18 protein-coding genes and 1 pseudogene are annotated in these 25,404 nt (G+C 70.0%); 15 read left to right on the top strand and 4 right to left on the bottom strand.

The features are described from left to right. Positions 1 to 53: 53 nt before the first annotated feature. On the bottom strand, positions 54 to 3,857 hold the full coding sequence (locus tag AC07C1_RS04770) for a GH92 family glycosyl hydrolase (RefSeq protein WP_478936914.1): 3,804 nt from the start codon (positions 3,855 to 3,857) through the stop codon (positions 54 to 56). Between the two features lie 339 nt (positions 3,858 to 4,196). Here AC07C1_RS04770 and ngcE point away from each other — a divergent pair, with 339 nt between their 5' ends. From ngcE to AC07C1_RS04720, 10 genes are all read left to right on the top strand, one after another. Further along, positions 4,197 to 5,642 (top strand): N-acetylglucosamine/diacetylchitobiose ABC transporter substrate-binding protein, encoded by a 1,446-nt coding sequence (gene ngcE, locus AC07C1_RS04765; RefSeq protein ID WP_478936913.1) that lies wholly within the window; start codon positions 4,197 to 4,199, stop codon positions 5,640 to 5,642. Between the two features lie 29 nt (positions 5,643 to 5,671). Then, complete coding sequence (locus tag AC07C1_RS04760; protein ID WP_478936912.1) at positions 5,672 to 6,598, top strand: carbohydrate ABC transporter permease; 927 nt, start codon at positions 5,672 to 5,674, stop codon at positions 6,596 to 6,598. A 4-nt stretch (positions 6,599 to 6,602) separates the two neighbouring features. Then, on the top strand, positions 6,603 to 7,529 hold the full coding sequence (locus AC07C1_RS04755) for a carbohydrate ABC transporter permease (RefSeq protein ID WP_478936911.1): 927 nt from the start codon (positions 6,603 to 6,605) through the stop codon (positions 7,527 to 7,529). A 205-nt stretch (positions 7,530 to 7,734) separates the two neighbouring features. Beyond that, positions 7,735 to 8,934 carry an ROK family transcriptional regulator gene (locus AC07C1_RS04750; protein WP_478936910.1) on the top strand — a complete coding sequence of 400 codons (1,200 nt, stop codon included), beginning with the start codon at positions 7,735 to 7,737 and terminating at the stop codon, positions 8,932 to 8,934. Positions 8,935 to 9,067: 133 nt separating this feature from the next. Next, a complete protein-coding gene (locus tag AC07C1_RS04745; protein WP_478937231.1) occupies positions 9,068 to 10,174 on the top strand; it encodes a substrate-binding domain-containing protein in 1,107 nt (368 codons plus the stop codon). Between the two features lie 184 nt (positions 10,175 to 10,358). Then, a complete protein-coding gene (locus AC07C1_RS04740; RefSeq protein WP_356938819.1) occupies positions 10,359 to 11,150 on the top strand; it encodes an ATP-binding cassette domain-containing protein in 792 nt (263 codons plus the stop codon). Further along, positions 11,147 to 12,442, top strand: a complete 1,296-nt coding sequence (locus AC07C1_RS04735; protein ID WP_478936909.1) for a sugar ABC transporter permease — start codon at positions 11,147 to 11,149, stop codon at positions 12,440 to 12,442. Before AC07C1_RS04740 ends, AC07C1_RS04735 begins: the two co-directional genes overlap by 4 nt. A 206-nt stretch (positions 12,443 to 12,648) precedes the next feature. Continuing rightward, positions 12,649 to 14,577 (top strand): 1-deoxy-D-xylulose-5-phosphate synthase, encoded by a 1,929-nt coding sequence (gene dxs, locus AC07C1_RS04730; RefSeq protein ID WP_478936908.1) that lies wholly within the window; start codon positions 12,649 to 12,651, stop codon positions 14,575 to 14,577. 151 nt (positions 14,578 to 14,728) lie between these two features. After that, positions 14,729 to 16,249 (top strand): amino acid permease, encoded by a 1,521-nt coding sequence (locus AC07C1_RS04725; RefSeq protein ID WP_478936907.1) that lies wholly within the window; start codon positions 14,729 to 14,731, stop codon positions 16,247 to 16,249. 73 nt (positions 16,250 to 16,322) lie between these two features. Then, a complete protein-coding gene (locus AC07C1_RS04720) occupies positions 16,323 to 17,771 on the top strand; it encodes an ArnT family glycosyltransferase (RefSeq protein ID WP_478936905.1) in 1,449 nt (482 codons plus the stop codon). 10 nt (positions 17,772 to 17,781) lie between these two features. On the opposite strand, the gene AC07C1_RS04715 is transcribed toward AC07C1_RS04720, so the two are convergent. Beyond that, on the bottom strand, positions 17,782 to 18,174 hold the full coding sequence (locus AC07C1_RS04715) for an NTP pyrophosphohydrolase (RefSeq protein ID WP_478936904.1): 393 nt from the start codon (positions 18,172 to 18,174) through the stop codon (positions 17,782 to 17,784). On the opposite strand from AC07C1_RS04715, the pseudogene AC07C1_RS04710 reads away from it, so the two are divergent. Further along, positions 18,173 to 18,471, top strand: a pseudogene (locus tag AC07C1_RS04710) (transposase); the annotation flags it as partial. The gene AC07C1_RS04715 and the pseudogene AC07C1_RS04710 sit on opposite strands and share 2 nt — an antisense overlap. A 129-nt stretch (positions 18,472 to 18,600) precedes the next feature. Here the strand turns inward: AC07C1_RS04710 and AC07C1_RS04705 are convergent. Next, positions 18,601 to 19,083 (bottom strand): septal ring lytic transglycosylase RlpA family protein, encoded by a 483-nt coding sequence (locus tag AC07C1_RS04705; RefSeq protein ID WP_478936903.1) that lies wholly within the window; start codon positions 19,081 to 19,083, stop codon positions 18,601 to 18,603. Here AC07C1_RS04705 and AC07C1_RS04700 point away from each other — a divergent pair. From AC07C1_RS04700 to AC07C1_RS04690, 3 genes are all read left to right on the top strand, one after another. Beyond that, a complete protein-coding gene (locus tag AC07C1_RS04700) occupies positions 19,054 to 19,614 on the top strand; it encodes a sensor histidine kinase (protein ID WP_478936902.1) in 561 nt (186 codons plus the stop codon). The two genes, AC07C1_RS04705 and AC07C1_RS04700, sit on opposite strands and share 30 nt — an antisense overlap. Positions 19,615 to 19,767: 153 nt before the next feature. Further along, positions 19,768 to 20,784 (top strand): hypothetical protein, encoded by a 1,017-nt coding sequence (locus AC07C1_RS04695; RefSeq protein ID WP_478936901.1) that lies wholly within the window; start codon positions 19,768 to 19,770, stop codon positions 20,782 to 20,784. Between the two features lie 189 nt (positions 20,785 to 20,973). Beyond that, complete coding sequence (locus AC07C1_RS04690; protein WP_478936900.1) at positions 20,974 to 22,098, top strand: DUF8189 domain-containing protein; 1,125 nt, start codon at positions 20,974 to 20,976, stop codon at positions 22,096 to 22,098. Between the two features lie 284 nt (positions 22,099 to 22,382). On the opposite strand, the gene AC07C1_RS04685 is transcribed toward AC07C1_RS04690, so the two are convergent. Next, a complete protein-coding gene (locus AC07C1_RS04685) occupies positions 22,383 to 23,480 on the bottom strand; it encodes an LCP family protein (RefSeq protein ID WP_478936899.1) in 1,098 nt (365 codons plus the stop codon). Between the two features lie 327 nt (positions 23,481 to 23,807). On the opposite strand from AC07C1_RS04685, the gene AC07C1_RS04680 reads away from it, so the two are divergent. Further along, positions 23,808 to 25,385: a stealth family protein gene (locus tag AC07C1_RS04680; protein WP_478937230.1), complete on the top strand. Its 1,578-nt coding sequence runs from the start codon at positions 23,808 to 23,810 to the stop codon at positions 25,383 to 25,385. The last annotated feature ends 19 nt before the right edge of the window (positions 25,386 to 25,404 follow it).

Genomic DNA, 25,404 nt, shown 5'->3' with positions numbered 1-25,404 from the left:
CGCACGACGAAGGGGGCGGACCCGAACGGGCCCGCCCCCTTTCCCTGCCGCTGTCAGGCCAGCAGCTCCACCTCCGCCAGTGTCGACTCGCCGTCCAGGACCAGGCGGAACTTCGTGCACGTCCCGGGGGCGGCGATGGTGAAGGCCCGCGTCTGGCGGTCCCAGGTGAACGCTTCGCCGGAGCGGTGGTCCAGGGTTCGCCAGGTCGTGCCGTCCGTGGAGCCCTGCAGCGTCCAGCCGGCCGGCGCCTTCGTGTGGTCCGCCGCCGAGGTCAGCGTGTACTGCACCGGCCGCACGGCACCGTCGGCCGGCAGGTCCACCGAGGTGACCGTCGCGCTGGTCTGCGACGTGTTGTCGAACAGGGCGCCGTCACCCTTCAGGACGTCCGCGCGCGGCGTCGGCACCTTGTCGTCCTGGGTGATGGACACCGGGGCCGCGTCCTTGCCCGTGCCCCACGTCGACGGCTTGTCCCCCATGTAGAACTCCAGCACGCCGCCCTTGGAAAGCAGTGAGTGGGGGAGCGACGTGGACTTCCACGGGCGCCCGTTGAACGTCACGCCCTGGACGTAGACGTTCTTCGCACTGTTCCTCGGCGCCTTGACCACCAGATCGCGCCCGTTCTCCAGGTGCACGGTGACCTGCTTGAACAGCGGGGAGCCGATGGAGTACTCACCGCTGCCCATGACCAGCGGGTAGAAGCCGAGCGCGGAGAAGAGGTACCAGCCCGACTGCTCCCCGTTGTCCTCGTCGCCGTGGTAGCCCTGCCCGATCTCACTGCCGGTGTAGAGGCGGGCGAGCGCCTCGCGCACGGACGCCTGTGCCTTCCAGGGCTCGCCGGCCGCGTCGTACATGTAGATCACGTGGTGCGCGACCTGGTTGGAGTGGCCGTACATGCCCATCCGGACGTCCCGCGCCTCGGTCATCTCGTGGATGACACCGCCGTAGGAACCGACGTGGTCCGGAGAGGCCGTCTCCGGCGTGGCGAAGTACTCGTCGAGCTTGTCCGCGAGGGCCTGCCGGCCGCCGTAGAGGTTGGCCAGGCCCCGGCTGTCCTGCGGGGCGGTGAAGGCGTAGCCCCAGCCGTTGGTCTCCGTGTAGTCGTACCCCCACACGCGCGGGTCGTACTGCGCGGAGTCCACCCGCCAGTCGCCCTTGGCGTCCCGGCCCTGGAAGAACCCGGCCCTGGAGTCGAACAGCTTCACATAGTCCCGCGCCCGGTTGAGGAAGTACCGCGACTCCTCCTGGTAGCGCTTCTCGCCCGTCTTCCGGTACAGCGCCTGGCCCATCCGGGCGATGCCGTAGTCGTTGACGTAGCCCTCCATCGCCCACGACAGACCCTCGTGGGTCTCGGTGCCGGTGTAGCCGAGGAAGGGCGAGGCGGTCATGCCCTTGCGGCCCACGCCCGACACCGGCGGGACGACGGTCGCGTTCTTCACGGCCGCGTCGTACGCCGCCCTGGCGTCGAACCTCACGCCCTTGACGTACGCGTCGGCGAACGCCACGTCCGAGGAGGTGCCGGTCATCAGGTCCGCGTAGCCGGGGGAGGACCAGCGGGAGGTCCAGCCGCCGTCCTTGTACTGCTGCACGAAGCCGTCGACCATCTCGCCCGCCTGGGACGGCGTCAGGAACGAGTAGGCCGGCCAGGTGGTCCGGTAGGTGTCCCAGAAGCCGTTGTTGACGTACACCTTGCCGTCCACGATCTTCGCGCCGGTGTGTGTCGGGGTGTCCGGGCCGGGCATGGCCGAGAAGGGGGAGGCGTACCGGTCCTCGTCCCCGACCTTCTCGAAGCCGGAGTTCGGGTACAGGTAGAGCCGGTACAGACCGGAGTACAACGTGGTCAGCTGGTCCGGGGTCGCGCCCTGCACCTCGACCTTGCCGAGCAGCTTGTCCCAGACGCTTTGGGCATGCGCCTCGACGGTGTCGAACGAGGTGCCGTCCGGGACCTCCTGGCGCAGGTTGTCCTTCGCCTGGTCGAGGCCGATGAGCGAGGTCGCGAGCCGCAGGGTGACGGTGTGGTCGGCGCCCGCGTCGAAGCGCAGGAAGCCCTTCACCCCGCTCGATCCGCCGTCCGTCACCGGCTTGTCGAACTCGCCGTACACGAACAGCCGGGTGGCGCCCGTGGACAGACCCGACTTCACGTCGGAGTAGCCGGAGACGATCCCGTGCTCCTTGTCGAGCGTCAGGCCCGCCTGCTCGGTCACGTTGTCGAACAGGACACTCGCGTCCGCACCCGGATAGGTGAAGCGCAGTACCGCCGCGTGGTCGGTCGGTGTCATCTCCGCCTTGACGCCGTTCTCGAACCGGACGCCGTAGTAGTACGGCCGCGCGGTCTCGTTCTCGTGCCGGAAGGCCAGTTCCCGCGCCTCGCGGCCGGTGTCCGGGGTACCGGACGCGGCTGACGGCATCAGCTGGAAGGTCTGCCGGTCACCCATCCACGGGCTCGGCTCGTGGCTCGCGCTGAACGCCTGGATCGTGGGCAGGTTGTCGTCGTTGTTCGCACGTGCGTATTCGTACAGCCAGCTCAGCGAGGACGCGTTGGTCACCGGCGTCCAGAAGTTGAAGCCGTGCGGGAGCGCCGTCGCCGGGAAGTTGTTGCCACGCGAGAAGCTGCCGCTGGAGTTGGTGCCCCGGGTGGTCAGCGCGTAGTCCGACAGATGCGCCTTCGGCCGCTCGGGCGCCACCGGCCGCAGCGCCACGTCGTCTATCCAGCCGCGGAACTTCGCCGGGCCGTCGGGGGAGTCGTACGCCACCAGGATCCGGTCGACCGTCCGGCCGGCCGCCACCGAGCCGATCCGTGAGACCACGTTGTTCCACTGGTTGACGTACAACGACTTCGACGCGCCCTGACCGCGTGGCGACAGCGGGAAGCCGTGTTCGTCCAGTGCCCCCAGGCCGCTGAGGTAGCTGCCGTCGGTGAAGGCCAGGTCGACGGAGACGTTCGTGGCGTCGTAGTCGCGGTCGCCGTCGGCCATCGACGGGAAGACCCGGTACGACAGCTGGGTGTCGCGGGCGACCTTCACGTTCACGTCGAAGACCTTGTTGTACGAGTACGCCCGGCCACCCGCCGTGTGCCGGCCGGCGTAGCGCAGCGCCCGCCCGCCGGTGAAGCCGGCCCGCGCCTTGGCGGTGGGGGAACCGCTCGGGCCCTTGTCGATGAGCGTCAGCATGTCCTGCGGTACCGGGCCGCCCCCGCCACCGGTGGAGAACTGCACGTCGGCGATCTGCAGGATGTCGGAGGCGCCGTTGTTCCGCGTCACCTCCAGCCGGAAGTGCTGGTACTCGGCCGGCTGGGCCAGATCGTACGACTTCGTCTGGAACCGCTCGGAGAAGTTCTCGGCCGAGCGGGTGTCGACGGTCTTCCAGTCCTTGCCGTCGCTGGAGCCCAGCAGCGCCCAGTCCCGCGGGTCGCGCGTGTCGTAGTCGTTGGCCGAGGTGAGCGCGTACGTCACCAGCTTGACCGGCTTGTCGAGGTCGAACTCCACCCAGCCGGTGGGCTGGAAGGTCAGCCATTTGGTGCCGGGCTCGCCGTCGGCGAGGTTCTCCTTCACCTCGCCGGCGACCGGGTTCTCGCCGCTCGCCCGTACCTCGGTGACGTGGTCGGTCACATTGCCCGGTATGCCGGTACTGTAGCCGCCGTCGACGCCCGAGGCGCGCTTGCCGCCGTCCGCCGCGGTGTCGACGGTGTTCAGCCAGTCCGGCCGCGGATCGCCCGCCTCGAACGAGGATGCGAACTCCAGGCCGGCGGACGGTGCCTCGGCGGGCAGGGCGACCGCCGCGCCCTGTGCGCCGACGGCCATGACAAAGGCGGCCGTGAGGACGACCGCCGGATCCCATCTGTGTCCGGTTCTCCGCTGCATCTACGGATTCCCCTCCTGCGACCGGGTGGACAACGTTGTCAAATGCGGTGCGCAGGAACCAGTAGGGCGTCAAGTGGTCGGTGGTGTCAAGGGTGTTGGGTGTGGCATTCAGAGGCTTGTGTCGCGAATTTTTCCGGCGAAGCGCGTGCCGGCCGCTCATATTTCCGCGAGGTCTCAACTCGGAAAAGACCCAGGGCGAACCTTGCATTCGATCTTGCTCCGCTGGCGGGAAGTGGACTATACCTGTCGGCGTTTCCTGCACGACCCTGCACTACCCGACCGCGGTGCCGGGAGGATCCGGTTCACCGCCTGAGTCCTGGAGAAGGCGAGGACTTGAGCATGGGATCCACTGCGCACCACGGTGGCGAAGGCGTCGGCCGTCGCGATCTGATCAAGCGGTCCGCCGCACTCGGCCTGGTCGCGGCCCCCGGCATGGGCCTGCTGTCCGCCTGCGCGAGCAGCGGCGGCGACGGACAGGAGAAGGCCAAGGCCGGCAAGAAGACCGCCAAGAACCCGCTCGGCGTCAACGACACCGCCGGGATGGAATTCGTCCTCTTCGACGGCGGCTTCGGCAAGGAGTACGCCGAGGACGCGGTGAAGATCTACGAGAAGGACTTCCCCAAGGCCAAGGTGAAGTTCGCCGCCACCCAGAAGATCCAGTCGACCCTGCAGCCCCGCTTCAACCAGGGCAACCCGCCGGACCTCATCGACAACTCCGGCGCCGAGCAGATGGACATGGGTGTGCTCGTCGGCAAGAACCAGCTGGCCGACCTCACCGCGCTGCTGGACGCGCCGTCGTACGACGACCCGAAGAAGAAGGTCCGCGACACCCTGCGCCCCGGCATCGTGGAGATGGGCCAGTTCGACGGCAAGCCGGTCTGGATCCTGTACTACGCCTACACGGTCTACGGCGTCTGGTACTCGCAGAAGGCCCTGGACTCGCTGGACGCCACATACCCCGAGACGTGGGACGAGATGCTCGCGGTCTGCGAGAAGGCCAAGAAGAAGGGCATGGCGGGCTGGACGTACGCGGGCAAGTACCCGTACTACGTCCCCTTCTCGCTGTACCCGATGATCGGCAAGGTCGGCGGCCGCGAGGTCCTCGACGCCATCGACAATCTGGAGCCGAACGCCTGGAAGCACCCGGCGGTCAAGGCGTGTTTCGAGGCCTACTACGAGCTGTACAAGAAGGGCTACATCCTCAGGGGCACCCCGGGCCTGGACCACATCCAGTCGCAGACCGCCTGGGCCAAGGGCAAGGCGCTGTTCATCCCGAACGGCTCCTGGGTGGAGAACGAGTCGGCCAACGTCATCCCGTCCGACTTCAACCTCGCCGTTTCCGCGCCGACCGGCCTCGACAGCTCCGACAAGCTGCCGTTCGGCACCATCTGGGCCTCCGGCGGAGAGCCCTTCGTCGTGCCGCAGAAGGCGAAGAACTCCGAGGGCGGCATGGAGCAGCTGCGCATCATGCTCTCCGAGGCGTCCTCGAAGAACTTCACCGCGAAGGTGAAGTCGCTGACCGCGTACAACGGCGGCACCAGCGGCATCACCCTCACCCCGGGTCTGAAGTCGGGCGTGGCGGCGCTGGACAAGGCAGGGTCCAACGTGGTGAATCCGCGGATCCAGGACTGGTATGTGCAGCTGCAGAAGGAGAAGATCGGGGTGGCCGGTCTCGGCGAGATGATGGCCGGCCGGCTGACCCCGGCCGAGGCCATCAAGAAGATCCAGGGCTTTGCGGACGAGGCGGCCAAGGACACCTCGATCAAGCACTACAAGCACCAGTAAACCAGCACCCTGACAGCACCGGAGTGGCGATGCAGCACGGCAAGTACCGGTTCATTGTGGGGTTTCTGACACTGCCCCTGGGACTGTACGCGCTCTTCGTGGTCTGGCCGTTCATCCAGTCCATCTACTACTCGTTCACGGACTGGACCGGCCTCAGCCCCGAATTCAGGATGGTCGGCGTCGACAACTACAAGAGGATGTTCCACGACGACATCTTCTGGAAGTCGTTGCAGCACAGTCTGCTGTTCGCTCTGGTGCTGCCGGTGGTGACGATCGGTCTGGCGCTGTTCTTCGCCTTCATGATCAATGTGGGCGGACGGCGGAGAAAGGGCGGCCCCGTGATCTCGGGGGTCCGGGGCTCGTCCTTCTACAAAATCGTGTACTTCTTCCCGCAGGTGCTCTCGATCGCGATCGTCTCGCTGTTGTTCGCCTTCGCGTACAACCCGGACAGCGGCGCCATCAACTCGCTCCTGCGCGGCATCGGTCTCGGCAGCGTCCAGCCGCTGTGGCTGGGTGATCCGAGCCTCGCGCTGTGGTGCGTGATGGCGGTGCTGGTCTGGTCCACGGTCGGCTTCTTCGTGGTGCTGTTCTCGGCGGGCATGGCGTCGATCCCGGCCGAGATGTACGAGGCGGCCCTGCTGGACGGCGCCGGCCGCGCCACCACCTTCTTCCGCGTCACCCTGCCGCTGCTGTGGGACACCGTGCAGTCCGGCTGGGTCTACATGGGCATCCTCGCGCTCGGCGCCGAGTCGTTCGCGGTCGTACAGATCATGACGACCGGACCGGGCGGGCCCGACTACTCGACCACCGTGATGGTCCTGTACGTGTACCAGAAGGCGTTCCGGGACGGTCAGGCCGCCTACGCCACCACCATCGGCGTCGCCCTGCTCGTCGTCACCCTCGCTTTCGCGGCGATCGTGATGCGGCTGGGCCGTCGCGAGCGGCTGGAGTTCTGAACCGATGAAGACGACCGAGACCCCCGCACCGCTGCCGGCCGAGTCCGGCGCGACCGTCTCCAAGGTGGACGTACCGCCGGCCGCGCGGCCCTCCCGGCGCAGGAAGGAGGGCGGTGCCCTCAACGTCTTCTCCCACGGCATCCTGGTCATCTGGGCGATCATGGTGGTCATGCCGCTGGTGTGGGCGGTGATGACGTCCTTCAAGGACGACGGCTCCATCTTCGGCTCGCCCTGGTCCCTGCCCGACAAGCTGCACTTCGACAACTGGGCACGGGCGTGGACCGACGCCAACATGAGCGACTACTTCCTGAACACCGTCCTGGTGGTCGGCGGCTCACTCATCGGCACCCTGGTGCTCGGCTCCATGGCGGCGTACGTGCTGGCCCGTTTCGACTTCCCGGGCAACCGCTTCATCTACTTCCTGTTCGTCGGTGGCATGAGCTTCCCGATCATGCTCGCGCTGGTCCCGCTGTTCTATGTCGTGAACAACATGGGCCTGCTGAACACGATCCACGGCCTGATCCTGGTCTACATCGCGTACTCGCTGCCGTTCACCGTCTTCTTCCTCACGGCGTTCTTCCGCACCCTGCCCACCTCGGTGGCGGAGGCGGCCTTCGTGGACGGCGCTTCGCACACCCGTACGTTCTTCCAGATCATGCTGCCCATGGCGAAGCCGGGCCTGATCAGCGTGGGCATCTTCAACTTCCTGGGCCAGTGGAACCAGTACATGCTGCCGACGGTCCTGAACACCGACCCCGACAAGCGCGTCCTCACCCAGGGCCTGGTCCAGCTGGCGGTCAGCCAGGGGTACAAGGGCGACTGGTCCGGGCTGTTCGCGGGCCTGGTCATGGCGATGCTGCCGGTGCTGGCGGCGTACATCGTCTTCCAGCGCCAGGTGGTGCAGGGACTGACCGCGGGGGCGCTGAAGTAGGGGCCTCAGCCCTGCGGGGGGACGCCCCGCGACCGTGCGAACGCACACCGTCACGCGTACCCGCGACGGTGTGCCCTGCCGTGTCCGGGTACCCGGAAACGGTTCAACCTCTTGACGTATGTCACCCCGAACGGCTCAGCTTAGAGTTCACTAGTTGGACATACACGGGGCCCCGCCGAAGCGGCCCCGCGCTCAGGAGGTCGTCGTGGAGACTCCAGGGTCGCAGTCATCACTGCACCGAGCCAACCTGGAGCGGGTCGTCCGGGCCGTGCGCCTGGCCGGGTCCCTCACGCAGGCGGAGATCGCGCGGACGACCGGTCTGTCGGCCGCGACCGTCTCCAACATCGTGCGGGAGCTGAAGGACGGCGGAACCGTCGAGGTCACGCCCACGTCGGCGGGCGGCCGGCGGGCCCGCAGCGTCAGCCTGAGCGGCGACGCCGGCATCGTGATCGGTGTCGACTTCGGGCACACCCATCTGCGGGTCGCGGTCGGGAACCTCGCCCATCAGGTGCTGGCCGAGGAGTCCGAGCCGCTGGACGTCGACGCCTCCTCCGCACAGGGCTTCGACCGGGCCGAGGAGCTGGTCAGTCGCCTGATCGCAGCAACGGGGGTGGACCGGTCGAAGGTGGCCGGCGTGGGGCTCGGCGTGCCGGGCCCGATCGACGTGGAGTCGGGGACCCTGGGGTCCACCGCGATCCTGCCGGGCTGGGGCGGCACCAAGCCCGCCGAAGAGCTGCGCGAGCGGCTCGGCGTGCCCGTGCACGTGGACAACGACGCCAACCTCGGCGCCCTCGGCGAGCTGGTCTGGGGCAGCGGCAAGGGCGTTCGTGATCTTGCTTACATCAAGGTCGCGAGCGGTGTCGGCGCCGGTCTGGTGATCGACGGGAAGATCTACCGCGGCCCTGGCGGCACTGCGGGAGAAATCGGGCATATTACACTCGATGAATCCGGCCCGGTCTGCCGTTGCGGAAACCGCGGCTGCCTGGAGACGTTCGCGGCCGCACGCTATGTGCTCCCGCTGCTCCAGCCCAGTCACGGCCCCGATCTGACGATGGAAGGCGTCGTACGGCTGGCCAGGGACGGAGACCCGGGCTGCCGTCGGGTGATCGCCGACGTCGGCCGCCACATCGGCAGTGGAGTGGCCAATCTCTGCAATCTGCTGAACCCGAGCCGGGTGGTCCTCGGCGGTGATCTCGCGGAGGCCGGTGAGCTGGTGCTCGGGCCGATCAGGGAGTCCGTCGGCCGCTACGCCATTCCCAGTGCGGCGCGCCAACTGTCCGTTCTCCCGGGGGCCCTCGGTGGCCGTGCGGAGGTGCTCGGAGCGCTCGCCCTCGCCCTCAGCGAGATGGGCGATTCGACCCTTTTGGATGGCACGCTGCCTATGGCGACCCCTGCCTTCACTTAGAGAACGGATGGCACCGTTGCCATCTCGTTAAGGATTTACTTCTTGACGTCGCACGTGTGGCCGAGTTGACTTCCAGCCACCTCGGCCGCAACGACGCGGCCTCGTCAGGGAGGTTTCTGAAGTGAACGCACGTATGCGTCGTGCCGCAGTTGCCGTAGCCGCGGGTGCCATGGCCGTTTCGCTGGCCGCGTGTGGCAGCGCCAAGGAGTCGAAGGGCAACGACAGCTCTTCCTCGGCGTCCGCCAACAAGGGCGACGACATCAAGGTCGGTCTCCTGCTTCCGGAGAACAAGACCGCCCGCTACGAGAAGTTCGACAAGCCGCTGATCGAGAAGAAGATCAAGGAGCTGACGAACGGCAAGGCGGAGGTTCAGTACAACAACGCCCGTCAGGACGCGAACCTGCAGGCGCAGCAGGTCGACACCATGATCACCAACGGGGTGGACGTCCTGATCCTGGACGCGGTGGACGCCAAGGCCATCCAGAACTCCGTCCAGAAGGCCAAGGAAGCCGGCATCAAGGTCGTCGCCTACGACCGTCTCGCCGAGGGCCCGATCAGCGCCTACACCTCGTTCGACAACGAGCAGGTCGGCAAGACCCAGGGCGAGGCCCTGCTGAAGGCGCTGGGCGGCAAGGCCACCAAGTCCTCCAAGATCGTCATGGTCAACGGCTCGGTCACCGACCCGAACGCCGCCCAGTTCAAGAAGGGCGCCCACTCCGTCCTCGACGGCAAGGTCACCGTCGCCAAGGAGTACGACACCAAGGAGTGGTCGCCGGACAACGCCAACTCCGAGATGGAGGCGGCGATCTCCTCGGTCGGCAAGGGCAAGATCGCGGGCGTGTACTCCGCCAACGACGGCATGGCCGGCGGTATCATCACCGCCCTCAACGCCGCGGGCGTCAAGGTCCCGGTCACCGGCCAGGACGCCGAGCTGGCCGGTGTGCAGCGCATCGTCTCCGGTGAGCAGTACATGAGCGTCTACAAGCCGTACGCCCCCGAGGCCGAGGCCGCCGCCGAGATGGCCGTCGCGCTCGCCCAGGGCAAGTCGCTGGACTCCGTCGCCAAGGACAAGGTCTCCAGCGCCTCCCAGCAGGACGTCCCCTCGGTGCTCGTCCCGGTCACCTCGCTGACCAAGGACAACATCAAGGACACCGTCATCAAGGACGGCGTCTACACCGCGGACGAGATCTGCACCGGCAAGTACAAGGCGGCCTGCGAGAAGATCGGCCTCAACAAGTAAGCAGTCGCAGGTCCTTCCCACGAGCGGCCATTCGTCCTTGACTGCCCACAGGGAAACGACCGACTGCCCACCGCTCCTCCGGCGCCCCGCGCACAGACAGCCCCGCAAGCTCGACGCGGGGCGCCGGACGGAACTCCCCCCAATCTTTCTGCACAACCTCCCGCCGGGTCAGGCGGCGAAGGAGATGGTTCACGTGTCCGCTACGCCCGTGCTGGCGTTGCGCGGGGTCTCCAAGCGGTTCGGTGCCGTTCAGGCGCTCACCGACGTAGAGCTTGAGGTCCACGCCGGTGAAGTGGTCGCCCTGGTGGGCGACAACGGCGCCGGAAAGTCCACGCTGGTCAAGACGATCGCCGGCGTGCACCCCATCGACGAGGGCGCCATCGAATGGAATGGCGAGCCCGTGTCGATCAGCCGGCCGCACGACGCCCAGGCCCTGGGCATCGCGACGGTCTACCAGGACCTCGCGCTGTGCGACAACATCGACGTCGTCGGCAACCTGTTCCTCGGCCGTGAGCTGAGGAAGTGGGGCGTCCTGGACGAGGTCGAGATGGAGCGCCGCGCCCGCGAGCTGCTCACCACGCTGTCGATCCGCATCCCGAGCGTCCGCATCCCGATCGCCTCGCTCTCCGGCGGTCAGCGCCAGACCGTGGCCATCGCCCGCTCCATGCTCGGCGACCCGAAGCTGGTCATCCTCGACGAGCCCACCGCCGCCCTCGGCGTCGAGCAGACCGCCCAGGTCCTCGACCTGGTGGAGCGTCTGCGCGAGCGCGGTCACGCCGTCATCCTCATCAGCCACAACATGGCGGACGTGAAGGCGGTGGCCGACAAGGTCGCCGTTCTGCGCCTCGGCCGCAACAACGGCGTCTTCGAGGTCAAGACGACCTCTCAGGAGGAGATCATCTCCGCCATCACGGGCGCCACCGACAACGCCGTGACCCGCCGTGCGGCGCGCACGAACGGGGAGGTTTCCAAGTGAGCATCGACAAGACCTCCGCGACCCCGCAGGACGAGCACGTCGTCGAGAACCCCGAGGCGGCGGCCGCGGCCGTCACCGCGGTCGACCCACGTCTCCTCGTGCGCGAACAGGGCCTGCTGGGCTACTGGAGCGAGTTCAAGCGCAAGATGAAGGCCGGTGAGCTGGGTTCCCTGCCGGTCATCCTGGGCCTCGCGATCATCTGCATCATCTTCCAGGTCCTGAACTCCGAGTTCCTCTCGGCGCAGAACATCAGCAACATCACGGTCACGATGGTCGGCACGGGCATGATCTCCGTCGGCATCGTCTTCGTGCTGCTGCTCGGCGAGATCGACCTGTCGGTCGGTTCGGTCAGCGGCGCGGCCAGTGCCCTCGCGGCCGTCCTCACGGTCAACCAGGGCTGGCCCGAGTGGGTGGCCGTGCTCGTGGCCATCGCCGCCGGTGCCGCCATCGGTGCGCTGCACGGCTTCTTCTTCGCGGTGCTCGGCGCCCCCGCCTTCGCCGTCACCCTGGCCGGTCTGCTGTTCTGGCTGGGCTTCATGCTGAAGGTGCTGGGCGAGGACGGCACGATCAACCTCGACAGCGACGGTCTGATCGGCCAGCTGACCACGTACACCTTCACGGACGTGGCCGCCGCCTACGGCCTGGCCGTCGTCGTGGTCGCGCTGTTCTTCGTCAGTTCCTTCCTCGGCAACCGGCGCCGGGAGGCCGCGGGCGTCCCGTCCCGGCCGCTCAGCGACACCATCCTGCGCACGGTCCTGCTGGCCGTGATCTCCTTCGCCGCGGCGTACATGTACAACCAGTACAAGGGCCTGCCGCTGGCCACGGTGATCTTCGTCGCGTGCCTGGTGGGCACGGACTTCGTGCTGCGGCGCACCCCCTACGGCCGCAAGATCTTCGCGCTCGGCGGCAGCGTCGAGGCCTCGCGGCGCGCGGGTATCAACGTCACGGCGGTACGGATCTCCGTGTTCGCCATCTCCGGTGGGTTCGCGGCGATCGGCGGTCTGTTCCTGGCCTCGAAGATCGCCTCGGCCAACCAGAGCGCCGGCACGGGCGACCTGCTGATGAACGCGATCGCCGCGGCCGTCATCGGTGGCACGTCGCTGTTCGGTGGGCGCGGCCGTACGTGGAACGCGCTGCTCGGCGTGCTGGTGATCGTGTCCATCCAGTACGGTCTTCAGCTGGAGTCCATCGCGGAGCCGGTGAAGTACATGATCACCGCGGCTGTGCTGTTGACCACGGTGGTCATCGACTCCATCACACGCAAGACGCAGAAGACGGCGGGGCGCGCCTAGCGCCTGGTCGCCGCGGGGGTGCGGGTGTGACCGCTGGTTCCGGCCGTCGTGGCCGGTCACGCGGTTCCCCGTGCCCCTTCGGGACACTCGTCTCGCCCGGTGCCTCAAAGGTGCCGGGCGCTGTCGTGTCGGGCAAAGCCGGAACATTAGACTCGGCTGGCCCGGCAACAGCTCGATCAGCTCAGCTCTACTGCAAGGAGGCACGGGTGCCGCTGCTGACCCGCATCAGGGGACCGCGCGATCTGGACCGGCTCAGCCTGGAGGAGCTGGGCCAGCTGGCAGAGGAGATCCGGACCTTCCTCGTCCAGGAGGTCTCCAAGACCGGCGGGCATCTGGGCCCCAACCTCGGTGTGGTGGAGCTGACCATCGCCCTGCACCGGGTCTTCGAGTCCCCGAAGGACAAGATCCTGTGGGACACCGGCCACCAGTCCTACGTGCACAAGCTGCTCACCGGCCGGCAGGACTTCTCGCGGCTGAAGATGAAGGGCGGTCTGTCGGGCTACCCCTCGCAGGCCGAGTCCGAGCACGACGTCATCGAGAACAGTCACGCCTCCACGGTCCTCGGCTGGGCCGACGGCATCGCCAAGGGCAACCAGCTGCTCGAGCGGGACAGCCACGTCGCCGCCGTCATCGGTGACGGCGCGCTGACCGGCGGTATGGCCTGGGAGGCGCTGAACAACATCGCCGAGGCCAAGGACCGCCCGCTGGTCATCGTCGTCAACGACAACGAGCGGTCGTACGCCCCGACCATCGGCGGCCTGGCGAACCACCTGGCGACCCTGCGCACGACTGACGGGTACGAGCGGTTCCTCGCCCGGACCAAGGACATCCTCGACCGCACCCCGGTCGTCGGCAAGCCGCTGTACGAGACCCTGCACGGTGCCAAGAAGGGGCTGAAGGACTTCATCGCCCCGCAGGGCATGTTCGAGGACCTGGGCCTGAAGTACGTCGGCCCGATCGACGGGCACAACATCGAGGCGCTGGAGTCGGCGCTGGCCCGCGCCAAGCGGTTCGGCGGACCGGTCATCGTGCACTGCCTGACCGAGAAGGGCCGCGGCTACCAGCCCGCCCTGCAGGACGAGGCCGACCGGTTCCACGCCGTCGGCAAGATCCACCCCGACACGGGCCTGCCGATCGCCTCCTCCGGCGCCGACTGGACCTCCGTGTTCGGCGAGGAGATGGTCCGGCTCGGCGAGGAGCGCGAGGACATCGTCGCCATCACGGCGGCCATGCTGCAGCCGGTCGGCCTGGACAGGTTCGCCAAGCGCTTCCCGGAACGCGTGTACGACGTCGGGATCGCCGAACAGCACGGCGCCGTCTCCGCGGCGGGCCTCGCGCACGCCGGTGTGCACCCCGTCTTCGCCGTCTACGCCACCTTCCTCAACCGCGCCTTCGACCAGGTCCTGATGGACGTGGCCCTGCACAAGTGCGGGGTGACCTTCGTGCTGGACCGGGCCGGCGTCACCGGTACCGACGGCGCCTCCCACAACGGCATGTGGGACATGTCGATCCTGCAAGTGGTGCCCGGGCTGCGGCTCGCCGCCCCGCGCGACGCCGACCAGGTACGGGCCCAGCTGCGCGAGGCCGTCGCCGTCGCGGACGCGCCGACCGTGGTGCGCTTCTCCAAGGGCGCCGTCGGCCCCGCCGTACCGGCCGTCGGCCGGGTCGGCGGCATGGACGTGCTGCGCGAGCCCGGCACCGGCAAGCCGGACGTGCTGCTGGTCTCCGTGGGCGCCCTCGCCCCGATGTGCCTGGAGATCGCCGGCCTGCTCGACAAGCAGGGCATCTCCACCACCGTGGTCGACCCGCGCTGGGTCAAGCCCGTCGACGAGGCCATGGCCCCGCTGGCCGAGCGCCACCGGGTCGTCGTCACCGTCGAGGACAACAGCCGCGCCGGCGGTGTCGGCTCCGCCATCGCCCAGGCCCTCAGGGACGCGGGCGTGGACGTGCCGCTGCGCGACTTCGGCATCCCGCCGCGCTTCCTCGACCACGCCTCCCGCGCGGAGGTGCTCGCCGAGATCGGGCTGACCGCGCCCGACATCGCCCGCCAGGTCACCGGGCTGGTCTCCAAGCTCGACGGCCGGTTCGACCGTACGGCGGACACGGTGGATTCCGTGGAGCCCGCACGCGACTAGGGAAAGCGGCCGTCCGGGCCGGTTCCGCCACTGCTCCCGGTGGCGGAACCGGCCCGGCTGCGTGAACCTGCCTGTGCCGGGGCATACGCGTCCCGACCCTCTCGATCATGTTGAGCCATATCGAGGCCTCACAAGCGTGGGAGGCAGGAACGTGAGCAGCGCGCTCTTCCGTACGAAGAACGTCGAGCAGTCCATCCAGGACACCGAGGAACCGGAGCATTCGCTCAAGAAGTCCCTCTCCGCACTGGATCTGACCGTCTTCGGCGTCGGTGTCATCATCGGCACCGGCATCTTCGTCCTGACCGGACAGGTCGCCAAGAACAACGCCGGTCCGGCGGTGTCCCTGGCCTTCGTGGCGGCCGGCGTGGTCTGCGCGCTCGCCGCCCTGTGCTACGCGGAGTTCGCTTCCACGGTCCCCGTGGCGGGCTCGGCGTACACGTTCAGCTACTCCTCCCTGGGCGAGTTGCCCGCCTGGATCATCGGCTGGGACCTGGTCCTGGAGTTCGCGCTCGGCACGGCGGTGGTGGCGGTCGGCTGGGCCGGCTACATCCGCTCGCTGCTGGACAACGCGGGCTGGCACCTGCCGGGCTACCTCGCCGGCCGGGACAACGCCTCCGGCTTCGGCTTCGACATCCTCGCCGCCGCCCTGGTGCTGGTGCTCACCGGCATCCTCGTGCTCGGCATGAAGCTGTCGGCCCGGATCACCTCGGTCGTGGTCGCCATCAAGGTGACCGTCGTCCTCATCGTGATCATCGCCGGTGCCTTCTTCATCAACGGCCACAACTACCAGCCGTTCATCCCGCACGCCGCGCCGGTGCCGGCCGGCGGCAACCTCAAGGCACCGCTCATCCAGCTGATGTTCGGCTGGGCACCGGCCAACTTCGGTGTGATGGGCATCTTCACCGCCGCCTCGGTGGTGTTCTTCGCGTTCATCGGCTTCGACATCGTCGCCACCGCCGCGGAGGAGACCCGCAACCCGCAGCGGGACATGCCGCGCGGCATCCTCGGCTCGCTGATCATCTGCACCGTGCTCTACGTCGCCGTCTCCGTCGTCGTCACGGGCATGCAGAAGTACACCAGGCTCTCGGTGGAGGCCCCGCTCGCCGACGCGTTCAAGGCCATCGGACATCCCTGGTACGCGGGCGTCATCAGCTTCGGCGCCGCCGTCGGCCTGACCACCGTGTGCATGATCCTGCTCCTCGGCCAGACCCGGGTGTTCTTCGCGATGAGCCGCGACGGACTGCTCCCGCGGTTCTTCTCCCGCGTGCACCCGCGCTTCAAGACCCCGCACCGGCCGACCATCCTGCTCGGCGTGATCATCGCGATCGTCGCCGGCTTCACCAGCCTGGCCGAACTGGCCGAACTGGTGAACATCGGCACCCTGTTCGCCTTCGTCGTTGTGGCGATCAGCGTGATCATCCTGCGCAAGACCCGCCCGGACCTGCCCCGCGCCTTCCGTACCCCCTGGGTCCCGTTCGTCCCGATCCTGTCCGTGTGCGCCACGCTGTGGCTGATGCTCAACCTGCCCGCCGAGACCTGGCTCCGGTTCGCCATCTGGATGGTGATCGGCTTCGTCGTCTACTTCCTCTACGGCCGCACGCACAGCCGGCTGGCCGTGCGCGAGCAGACGCCGACCGGGGCTCCGCGGCCGCCCGCCGGAAACGCCCCGTAACCACACGCCTCATCGCTCCGGCCCCGTATGTCCTGCTCCGGCGGAGACGTCGGGGCCGGATAGCGTGCTGCCCATGCTCGCCGCGCCCCTCGCCCCCGCATGGACCGTGCCCACCCGGACGGTGTACTGGACGCGGTTGCTGCCCCTGCTGACGGTCCTGGCCTGCGTCACCCGCGTCCCGTCCTTCGTCCGGCCGCTGTGGAGCCCGGACGAGGGCTACCTCGCCGTCCAGGCACGGCTGCTCGCCGAGGGCGGGCGCCTGTACGAGACCGTCGTCGACCGCAAGCCGCCGCTGCTGCCCTGGCTGTACGAGGCCGCCTTCGCGGTGTGCGGCCCGGGCTCCCTCACCCCGCTCCGGGTGCTGGCGGTCCTCGCCGAGCTGCTGACCGCCGTCCTGCTCGCCTCCCTCGCCCGGCGCCGCTGGGGCGACGGCGCGGGGCGGACCGCCGGGGTGCTGTATCTGCTGGTCTCGGTCGGGCTCAACCCCGAGGACGCGCAGGCGGCCACCTTCGAGGTGTTCATACTGCCCTGCACAGCCGCCGCCGTGTGGTGCGCCGACCGCGGGCGCTGGGCCGCGGCCGGGACCGCCGTCGCCGCCGCGTTCCTCACCAAGCAGACCGGCGGCGCGGTGCTGCTCCCGGTGGCGTGGCTGCTGCACCGTCACGGCACCCCGCGCACGGGAGTGCCCCGGCTCGCCGCCGGGTTCGCCGTACCGGTACTCGGCGCCGCCCTGGCCACCGACCCGGCCGGATTCCTGTTCTGGACGGTGACCGGCTCGGCCGCCTACGCCTCCTTCACCGGGTCCGAACTCCACGTCCTGGTCCGTGCGTCGACCAACACCGCGCTCCTCGCCGGAGCCTCGGCGGGCCTGCTCCCGCCGGTGGTGAGGGCCCTGCGCACCGCCCGCGCCGGAGCGGCGGATCTGTGGCTGTGGCTGGCCTCCTCGGCCGCCGCCGTGATCCTCGGCTGCCACTTCTTCGGCCACTACTACCTGCAACTCACCGCGCCGCTCGCCCTGCTGGCCACGGCAGCGCTGCAGGTCCTGCCCCCGGAACGGCGCGTGAGCGCGGTGTTCACCTCGGCCTGCTGCTGCGCCCTCTTCCTCGCCTGGGGCCTGCTCGCCCCGCGCCCCGAACTCGCGCACGCCCAGCGGCTCGCCGCCGCCCTCGAGCGCCGCACCGCGCCGACCGACCGCGTCCTCGTCTGGGGCATACACCCGGAGACGTACTGGCTGGCCGGCCGCCGGCCCGCCACCCGCTACCTCACCGCGGGCCTGCTCACCAACTACAGCGGCGGCCGGGACGGACCCCAGGTCGGCGAGAAGTACGCCGTCGCGGGCGCCTGGCCGGTGTTCCGGCGGGAGATGAGCGCGCACCGCCCCACGCTGGTCGTCGACGACTCCCGCGGCAAGCCGTACGCCCCCGACCGCGTCCCCAGCCTGCGCCGCCTGCTCGCGGCACGCTACGAGGAGGTGGGCACGGTGGACGGTGCGGTGCTGTACGCCCGGGTGCCGGGGGAGTAGCCCGAGCGGCTCAGTCCAGGACCGTGCGCGGACCGGCCACCTCCGCGCCCAGCTCGCCGACCCTGCGCCGCAGTTCGCGGTCGGCGGTGATCACCAGACGGTCCCGGCCGGCGTGCTCGGCGGCCAGCTCCACGATCCGGTCGTCGCCGCTGCCGGGTGCCGACTCCACGCGGACCCCCGGCACGGACGGCAGGCCCCGGGCCGCGCCCTCGACCACGAGCACGATCTCCACCGGGGCCGGAAGGCCGGGCAGTCCCGTCTCGGCCAGCCGGTCCCGCAGCCGCTCGGCGGCCCCCCTGCGGTCCCGCCACCAGCCGTCGGGCCGCGATCCGACGACGTTCGCGCCGTCCACGATCATCAGCAGCGGGGCGTGCGGGAGCGGGGCGTCGAGGGCGTCGTCCATGCTGCCAAGGGTTGCATGCCCGGTGGCCGGGTGCGGTCGGTTGGGCCGGCTGTGGGTGTTGTTCCGGCGGGTGGTGCCATCGGCTGAGGTTAAGCGTCCGCAGGGCGGGGGCCGACGGCGGGCAACCGCGAGACTCTGAACGCGATCGTCTTTGTGGCCACCTGGGGCTGCACCTGGCGTCGACCGCCCGCCAGTGTTCGGTCCGGCCTGACCCACGGTGTACCGGCGCTTCGCCCGGTGGAGCCGGGCCAGGGTCCGGCCCGCCTCCACCGGGGCACAGCAGGCGAGCTGGGGGCGGCTCGTCGCGGAGCCGCCCCCGACCGGCGAACAGGCGCGCACCGGGTCTGAAGGGCCGCGTCCTGCGCTACGACGGCCCGGTCCCGGCCGGCACCCGCGCTCCGCTGTACGGCGGGCGCACCGGCCAGGTCACCTCAGTACCTTCTGCCTGACGACGATGTGACCGGCGTCGGGATCGAGGCTGCCGCCGAGCCGGCGGAAGGCTCCGTCGGTCAGGTCCAGGCACTTGGGTTCCTGCTTCGTGTGCTTGAAGTTGCCGCGGTCGTTGATGCGCACGACCAGGGACTTGCCGTTCGCCACGTTGGTGACCTTCACCCGGGTGCCGAACGGCAGCTGGTGCCTGCGGGTCAGCGAAGTCGCGGCGGTGTTCTTGCTGTTGTCGAAGATGTCGCCGTTGGCCGTGGTGCTGCCGGCGGGTATCGGGCCGTAGTGCGTCGCCCAGCACGTCCTTCTGTGGGCCTGCGTGCGCTCGCCCAGGGCGATCTGATCGAGGCGGACGCGTTCACGCCGCTGGACCTCGCGGAACTGGTGGACGCGTCGGTCTCGGGCCTTCGGCGTACGTACCCCGACGCCGAAGTGTCCGTGCGCGCCACCGTGGGGGTGCGCGTCCATGGCTGGGAGCAGGGGCTGCGCTCGTCGGTGGACAACCTGCTCATCAACGCCTGGACCCACGGCCGCGCCGACGACGGCGTCGCCCGTATCGAGGTGACCCTGCGCCCGGCGGGCGATCCGCAGGAGCCGACCGCGCTCCTCACCGTGGACGACCACGGCCCCGGCATCCCAGCGGAATACCGCGAGGAGGTCTTTCAGCGCTTCCGCCGGGGCCCGGACAGTCCCGGCTCCGGCCTCGGCCTGACCCTGGTCGCCCAGCAGGTCGCCCTGCACCGCGGCCGGATCACCGTGTCGGACCGCCCCGACGGACACTCCGGCACCCGCTTCGAACTGCACCTGCCGGCCACCGACGTCCACGACGTGGAGCACACCATGCCGTTCCTGCACCGCGACTGGCTGACCGGCCATTCCGAGGAGGAGCCCCCGGACACCGCGCCCGGTCCGACCGCCGAGGGAAACCTGGTGCCGGGCGGGGTGGCTGGGCTGAGACGTCGATTCTCCTGGTGTGGTAGCTCGTGGAACCGTGCATGACGGATCTGGTTGAGCGGTTGGTGCCGACCGGAACGGCCGGCCGGCAGCGGCGTCATCGCTCGGGCGGCTGCCTTCCCTGACCTCACCGCGCCATAAGAAACGGCGTCCTGGCCGGCCGAACTGACCAAAGTCCCAGAGCCTTAGAGTGAACCGGTGAACGGCGACTGGCTCATCCGCGGCCGCGACGGCCGGCTCAGTGTCTACCAGCTGTCGGACGGCGCTGTCCTGTGCCGGGCGGAGCGCGGCCCCGCAGGCTCCTGGACCGCGCCGCGCACGGTCGGCGGCGACCAGAGGCTGCACCCCGTCCTGGCGCTCGGCCAGGGCGCCGACGGCTATGCCCACCTGGTCTCCTGGCGGCCCACCGCCAAGGGCGAGTCGGGGCTGGTGCACTCCACACACTTCCGTCCGCGTCTCGCGGCCCTGGACTGGAACCCGATCGGCCACCCGGACAAGAAGGGTGACCGCACCGGCACGCCCGCCGTCGCGGTGGACGCACAGGGCCGCGCCCATGTCTTCGTCCGCGCCGGCGGCGGCGGCGTGAGCCTGCTCGCGCAGAAGGAGAAGGGCGGCTGGGAACCCTGGCGGGACCTCGAGGGCAAGGAGGTCCAGGACGGTCTCGCCGCGGTGACGGGGGAGTCCGGCCGGGTGGAGCTGTACGCGGCCGTCCCCGCGGGCCTGGTCCACTGGCGTCAGGAGGCGGCGGGCGCCCCGCCCGTGCTCCAGGAGACCCTGCGGGCCCCGGTCCGCCCGGGCACCCTGTACGCCCTCCGCACGTCCCCCGGCAGTACGACGGTCTTCTACACCGACACCTCCGGCGACCTGTGCGCCTGGCGCCCGGGCGGCAAGCCGGCCACCCTGCTGCCCTCGTCCGGCCCCGGCCCGGTCTCGGCGGTCCGCTGCGAACTCGACGGGTACGACTGCACGCTGCTCGCCCGGCGCTCCGCGAGCGGCCGGGTCGCCTTCGCCGCGTACCCGACGGAGCTGGAGCCGGCGGGCGCCTGGTGGACCGAGTCGGGCCCGCGGCTGCCGGTGGACGCGCGGGTCTCCCTGGCGACGGACGAGGACGGCCGGGTGGTGGCGGCAACGTTGTCCCCGTCGACCGGTCAACTCCTGCTGACCCGGCGCAAGGACGAGCCGGGGCTGGCACTGGAGGCGTGGCGGGAGGTGTGACGGGGTGTCCGGCTCACCTCGGCGGGCGGCTCTCGGCGGCCCCGCGGGAGCGGGCGTGCACACGGCCGTCACACCGTGTTCGGCGAACGTTCGACCTATGATGGGGCGCGCTCGGCCTCCCCGTGCAACAGATGTTCGGGGATCGGCAGGTCAGCCGGGGCGGGCGGCAGGAAAGGGGCGGGCCACGTCATGCGGACCGGTTCCGGGCGCGGCGCCGCCCGACGCAGAGCGGCCGACCACACCGTCATGTCCGGCGAGAACGTGGGCCGGACGCCGGAGGCGACCGTCGGCGGCCAGTGGCTGGTGCGCGGCAAGGACGGCAGGCTGACCGCCTACGGACGCACGGGCGACGGGCTGCTGCGCTGGACCGAGGTCCGGCCGGGCGGCCCGGACTGGACGGGCCCCGACTTCTTCCCGGTCACCGGTCTGACCCACCTCTCGGTGGCCCAGGGGACGGACACGTACGTCCACTTCGTCGGCCGGCGCGAGGCCGGCAAGGGCGACGGGCCGCCCACCGTCGACATCGTGCACGCCGTCCAGTACCAGACGGGCCGCCCGGTGACCGAGTGGCGGTCACTGGGCAATCCGCACAAGGACCGGGACAAGGCCGCCCGCCTCGGCGTCCCGGTGGCGGCGGTGAGCGCGTCCGGGCGGGTGCACGTCTTCGTGCGGAACGCCGGCCGCGGGCTGATGCTGCGCCGGGAGGGGCCCACCGGGGCGTGGGAGCCCTGGGCGGACCTCAGGGGAAGCCGGGTGCAGGACGGTCTCGCGGTGGTCGGCCACGCCTCAGGGCGCATCGAGGTGCTGGCGGGCGGCGAGCAGGACGCCATGTGGTGGCGGCAGGCGGAGGCCGACGGCGAGGTCCGGCCCGAGCCGAACATCGCGCTGCGGGTGATGCCGCGTACGGCCTCGGCACTGGAGACGGCGCCGGACCGGGCGACGTACTACTGGACCGCCCCGGACAGCGGCCAGTTCGTCGCGCACCGCCCCGGCGGCTGGGTCATCCCCCTCGGCGGCGCTTCGAGCGGTGAGCCGGTCACGGTGCTGCGTGCGGTGCTCGACGGCTACGACTGCACGGTGCTGGCCCACCGCGATCCCGACGGCCATGTCATGCTCGCCGCGTGCGGCACGGAGAACGAGCAGGGGGGCCTGTGGTGGGCCCCGACCGGCGAACGCTCCGTGGGCGCCCCGGCCCTGGCGCTGGACGCCCTCGGCCGTGTCGTTCTCGCCGCGGTCGCCCCCGACGGCTCCCTGCGCATCGCCCGCCGGACCGGCGGCCCCGGCCTGGCGCTGGCCCCGTCGATCCGGGTCTGAACAGTCCCTGCCGGGTGGACCCGGCGGGGACTGATGCGGGCCGGCACGCTGGTTTTCGACCTGGTGGACGGCGCCTTCCCGCCGCCTCCCGAGCCGGGTGGCAGCCGGCGCCGGATCCAGCCCGCGAGCATCGCGAACACCCGGCGGCCCCCCGTCCCCCTGACGCGGACCACCCTGGACACGCCGGACCACCCTGGACACGGCGGACCACTCGCGCGGCCTCCGGGTCCGTGCTCCGGTGCACCCGGACCACCCGTGCCGGGGCCGGGCGGGGCTCATGCCCGTCAGGACGCCGAACTCCCCGTCGCCGGTGACTTCTTCGCCGACTCCGGGATGGCCGTGTCGTTGCGCAGTGCCTGCCACAGCTGTCCGGCCCGGGGCTGGGCGGCGACCACGCGGTTGGGGTCCTGGACGTCGTACCGGACCGGCAGCATGATCGTCTCCATGGTGGCCGGGTCGACACCGTTCATGCTGCGGCCGAACTCGGCGAGCTTGGTCAGGGAGGCCAGGCCCGAGTCGGTGGTGAGGGACTGCGTGAGCCGGTCGGCGATCCGGTAGGCCTTGGTGGGGCTGCCGAGCAGGTCCTGCTTCTTGATCTCGCCGAGCAGCGCGATCAGGAACTGCTGCTGGAGCCCGATGCGTCCGAGATCGCTGCCGTCGCCGATGCCGTGCCGGGTGCGGACGAACTGGAGGGACTGCGTGCCGTCCAGCTTGTGGGTGCCCGCGGTCAGGTTCAGGCCGCTGGACTTGTCGTGGATGTCCCGGTCGACGGTGACGGTCACCCCGCCGATGGCGTCCACCAGCCCCTTGAAGCCCGCGAAGTCGACCTCCACGAAGTGGTCCATGCGGACCCCGGACATCTGCTCGACGGTCTTGACCACACAGGCGGGCCCGGCGAGCGAGTACACGGAGTTGAACATCACCCGCTTCTTCGACGGGAGCGTGGAGCCGTCCTTCGCGGTGCACTCGGGCCGGGTCACCAGCGTGTCGCGCGGGATGCTCACCGCGACGGCCTTCGACCGGCCCTCGGGTATGTGGATCACCAGCGCGGTGTCCGAGCGCGCCCCGGAGACATCGCCGGTGCCCAGCGCCGCGTTGGCGCCGGAGCGCGAGTCGGAGCCGAGGACCAGCAGGTTCTGACCCGACGTGGGCAGCTTCCGCGGCCGGTCGTCACCGATCGCCCGGTCCAGGTCGACGCCCTTGATGTTGCCGTTGAGGTCGTTGTAGAGCCAGTAGCCGACACCGCCCGTGGCCAGCACGAGCAGTACGAGACCCAGCGCGAGCCACCGCCATACGCGACGCCGGCGGGGCGGTCCGGCCCGGCGGTTGGACGGCGCGCGCCGCGATTCCCGGGGGCCCGTCTCCGGCAGGGCGTGCGTCATTGCCTCGGTTCCTCTCTCGTGCCGGCGCTGTGCCGTCGTCTTCGGGGTGGCTCGGGGCACGAGTGGGGGAGGAGACCGGGCCCTCTGCGTGGCGGACAGTCATCCACCGGTCATCAGACGTTCAACCTGACGTAAGGGTTGTATGTGCTTTGTGCCATTCCTGCCGACGTTGACAAGTGCTTGAAAGTTTGTCAATGATGTGCCGGTCCTGTGAAGGTTGAAAATCTAAGGGGTGGCTGTGCTGGTGCGTGCGTCCGCCGTTGGGGGGCGAGCGGCGTGACGACCGTGTCCGAGCAAGCGGGCGGACGGCTGACGCGCACCGCGGTCATGGCTCCGCCCGGCGCCGGCGTGGGGCGGCCGGCCGCCGGGCCCGCGCCCACCACCCACACCGCGGAGCACGGCGACGTCTACGTCGAGCCCGGCCTGACCCCGCTGGTGGCCCGCGAGGCCAACCGCTCCGCGCTCACCGCCCTGCTCGACACGGTCGGCGTCGCGCACTTCGCCGTACGCGGCACCGCCGACCACGGCACCGTCGTCGCCGTCGCCGAGGAGGACCGGGACCGGGTGCTCGGCGCGGTGTTCCGCGGGCTCGGCCAGTTTCCCGGCCACCTCCGGGTGATCGACCCGGACGCGCCCCGGCCGGCCAAGCCCGTCTCCTCGCGCGACGCCAGGGCCTGGCGCGAGGTCGCCGACGCGCGCGTCCTCGAGATCAGCTGGTACCGCACCGACCCGGACCGCCATCTGCTGCTCGGTCACGAGTACGGCTGCGCGATCGAGTTCTGGCAGCGGCAGGGGACGTACCTCGTCGCGCCCCGCGCCAACCGTGCCACCTGGGCGGTCACCGCCGACGGCACGAACCTGCCGGGCTCCGCCCGGCTGTTCAGCCGGTTCGTCTCGGACTGGACCCCGCGCCGCTCGGCACCGGCCCTGTCCACCCGCCCCGAGTTCCTCGTGAACTGCGCGGACGACATCGCGTTCCCCGTCGACGCCGTCTACACCTGGGTCGACGGCAACGACCCGGCCTGGCAGCAGCGCAAGGCGCAGGCCAAGGGCGAGGTGTACCACGCGGAGTCCGCGAGCGACGCCCGCTTCATCAGCCGCGACGAGCTGCGCTACTCGGTGCGTTCGCTGCACCTGTTCGCGCCGTGGATCCGCAACGTCTACATCGTCACCGACGACCAGGTCCCGGCCTGGCTGCGCGAGGACGTGCCCGGGCTGCGCATCGCCACCCATCGCGAGATCTTCCGCGACCCGTCGGTGCTGCCCGTGTTCAACTCGCACGCGATCGAGTCGCAGATACACCGCATCGACGGCCTGGCCGAGCACTTCCTGTACTTCAACGACGACATGTTCATGGGCCGCCCGGTCGCCCCGCACGCCTTCTTCACGCCCAGCGGGACGGCCCGCTACTTCCCCTCGCGCAACCGCATACCGCAAGGTCCGGTGGCGGAGACCGACACCCCGGTCGACGCGGCGTGCAAGAACAACCGCGCCTTGTTGTTGGAACGTTTCGGTCGAGTGGTCACCCAGCCGATGGAGCACATCCCGTACGCCCTCAGGCGCTCGGCGATGGAAGAGGCCGAACGCGACTTCCCCGAGGCCTGGGCACGCACGGCGGCCAGCAGGTTCCGGGCGATGACCGACCTGTCGCCCACCTCGTCCTTCGCGCTGTACTACGCGGCGCTGACCGGCCGGGGACAACCGGGCTCGATGCCCTTCACCTACCTCCAACTGGCCGTACCGGACCTGGCGGACCGGTTGCAACGGCTGCTCGACGGCCGCGACAAGGACTCCTTCTGTCTCAACGACGCCTTCTCCACACCCGAGGACATCGAGGCACAACAGGAGCTGCTGGACGGCTTCCTCACCTCCTACTTCCCCACCCCCAGCCCGTACGAGCGATGAAACGGAGTTCATGACGTGC

It is taken from the genome of Streptomyces sp. NPDC045022 (assembly GCF_056432605.1).
Note: the sequence above shows the minus strand (reverse complement) of the source record. Positions and strands in the feature narration are given on the sequence as shown.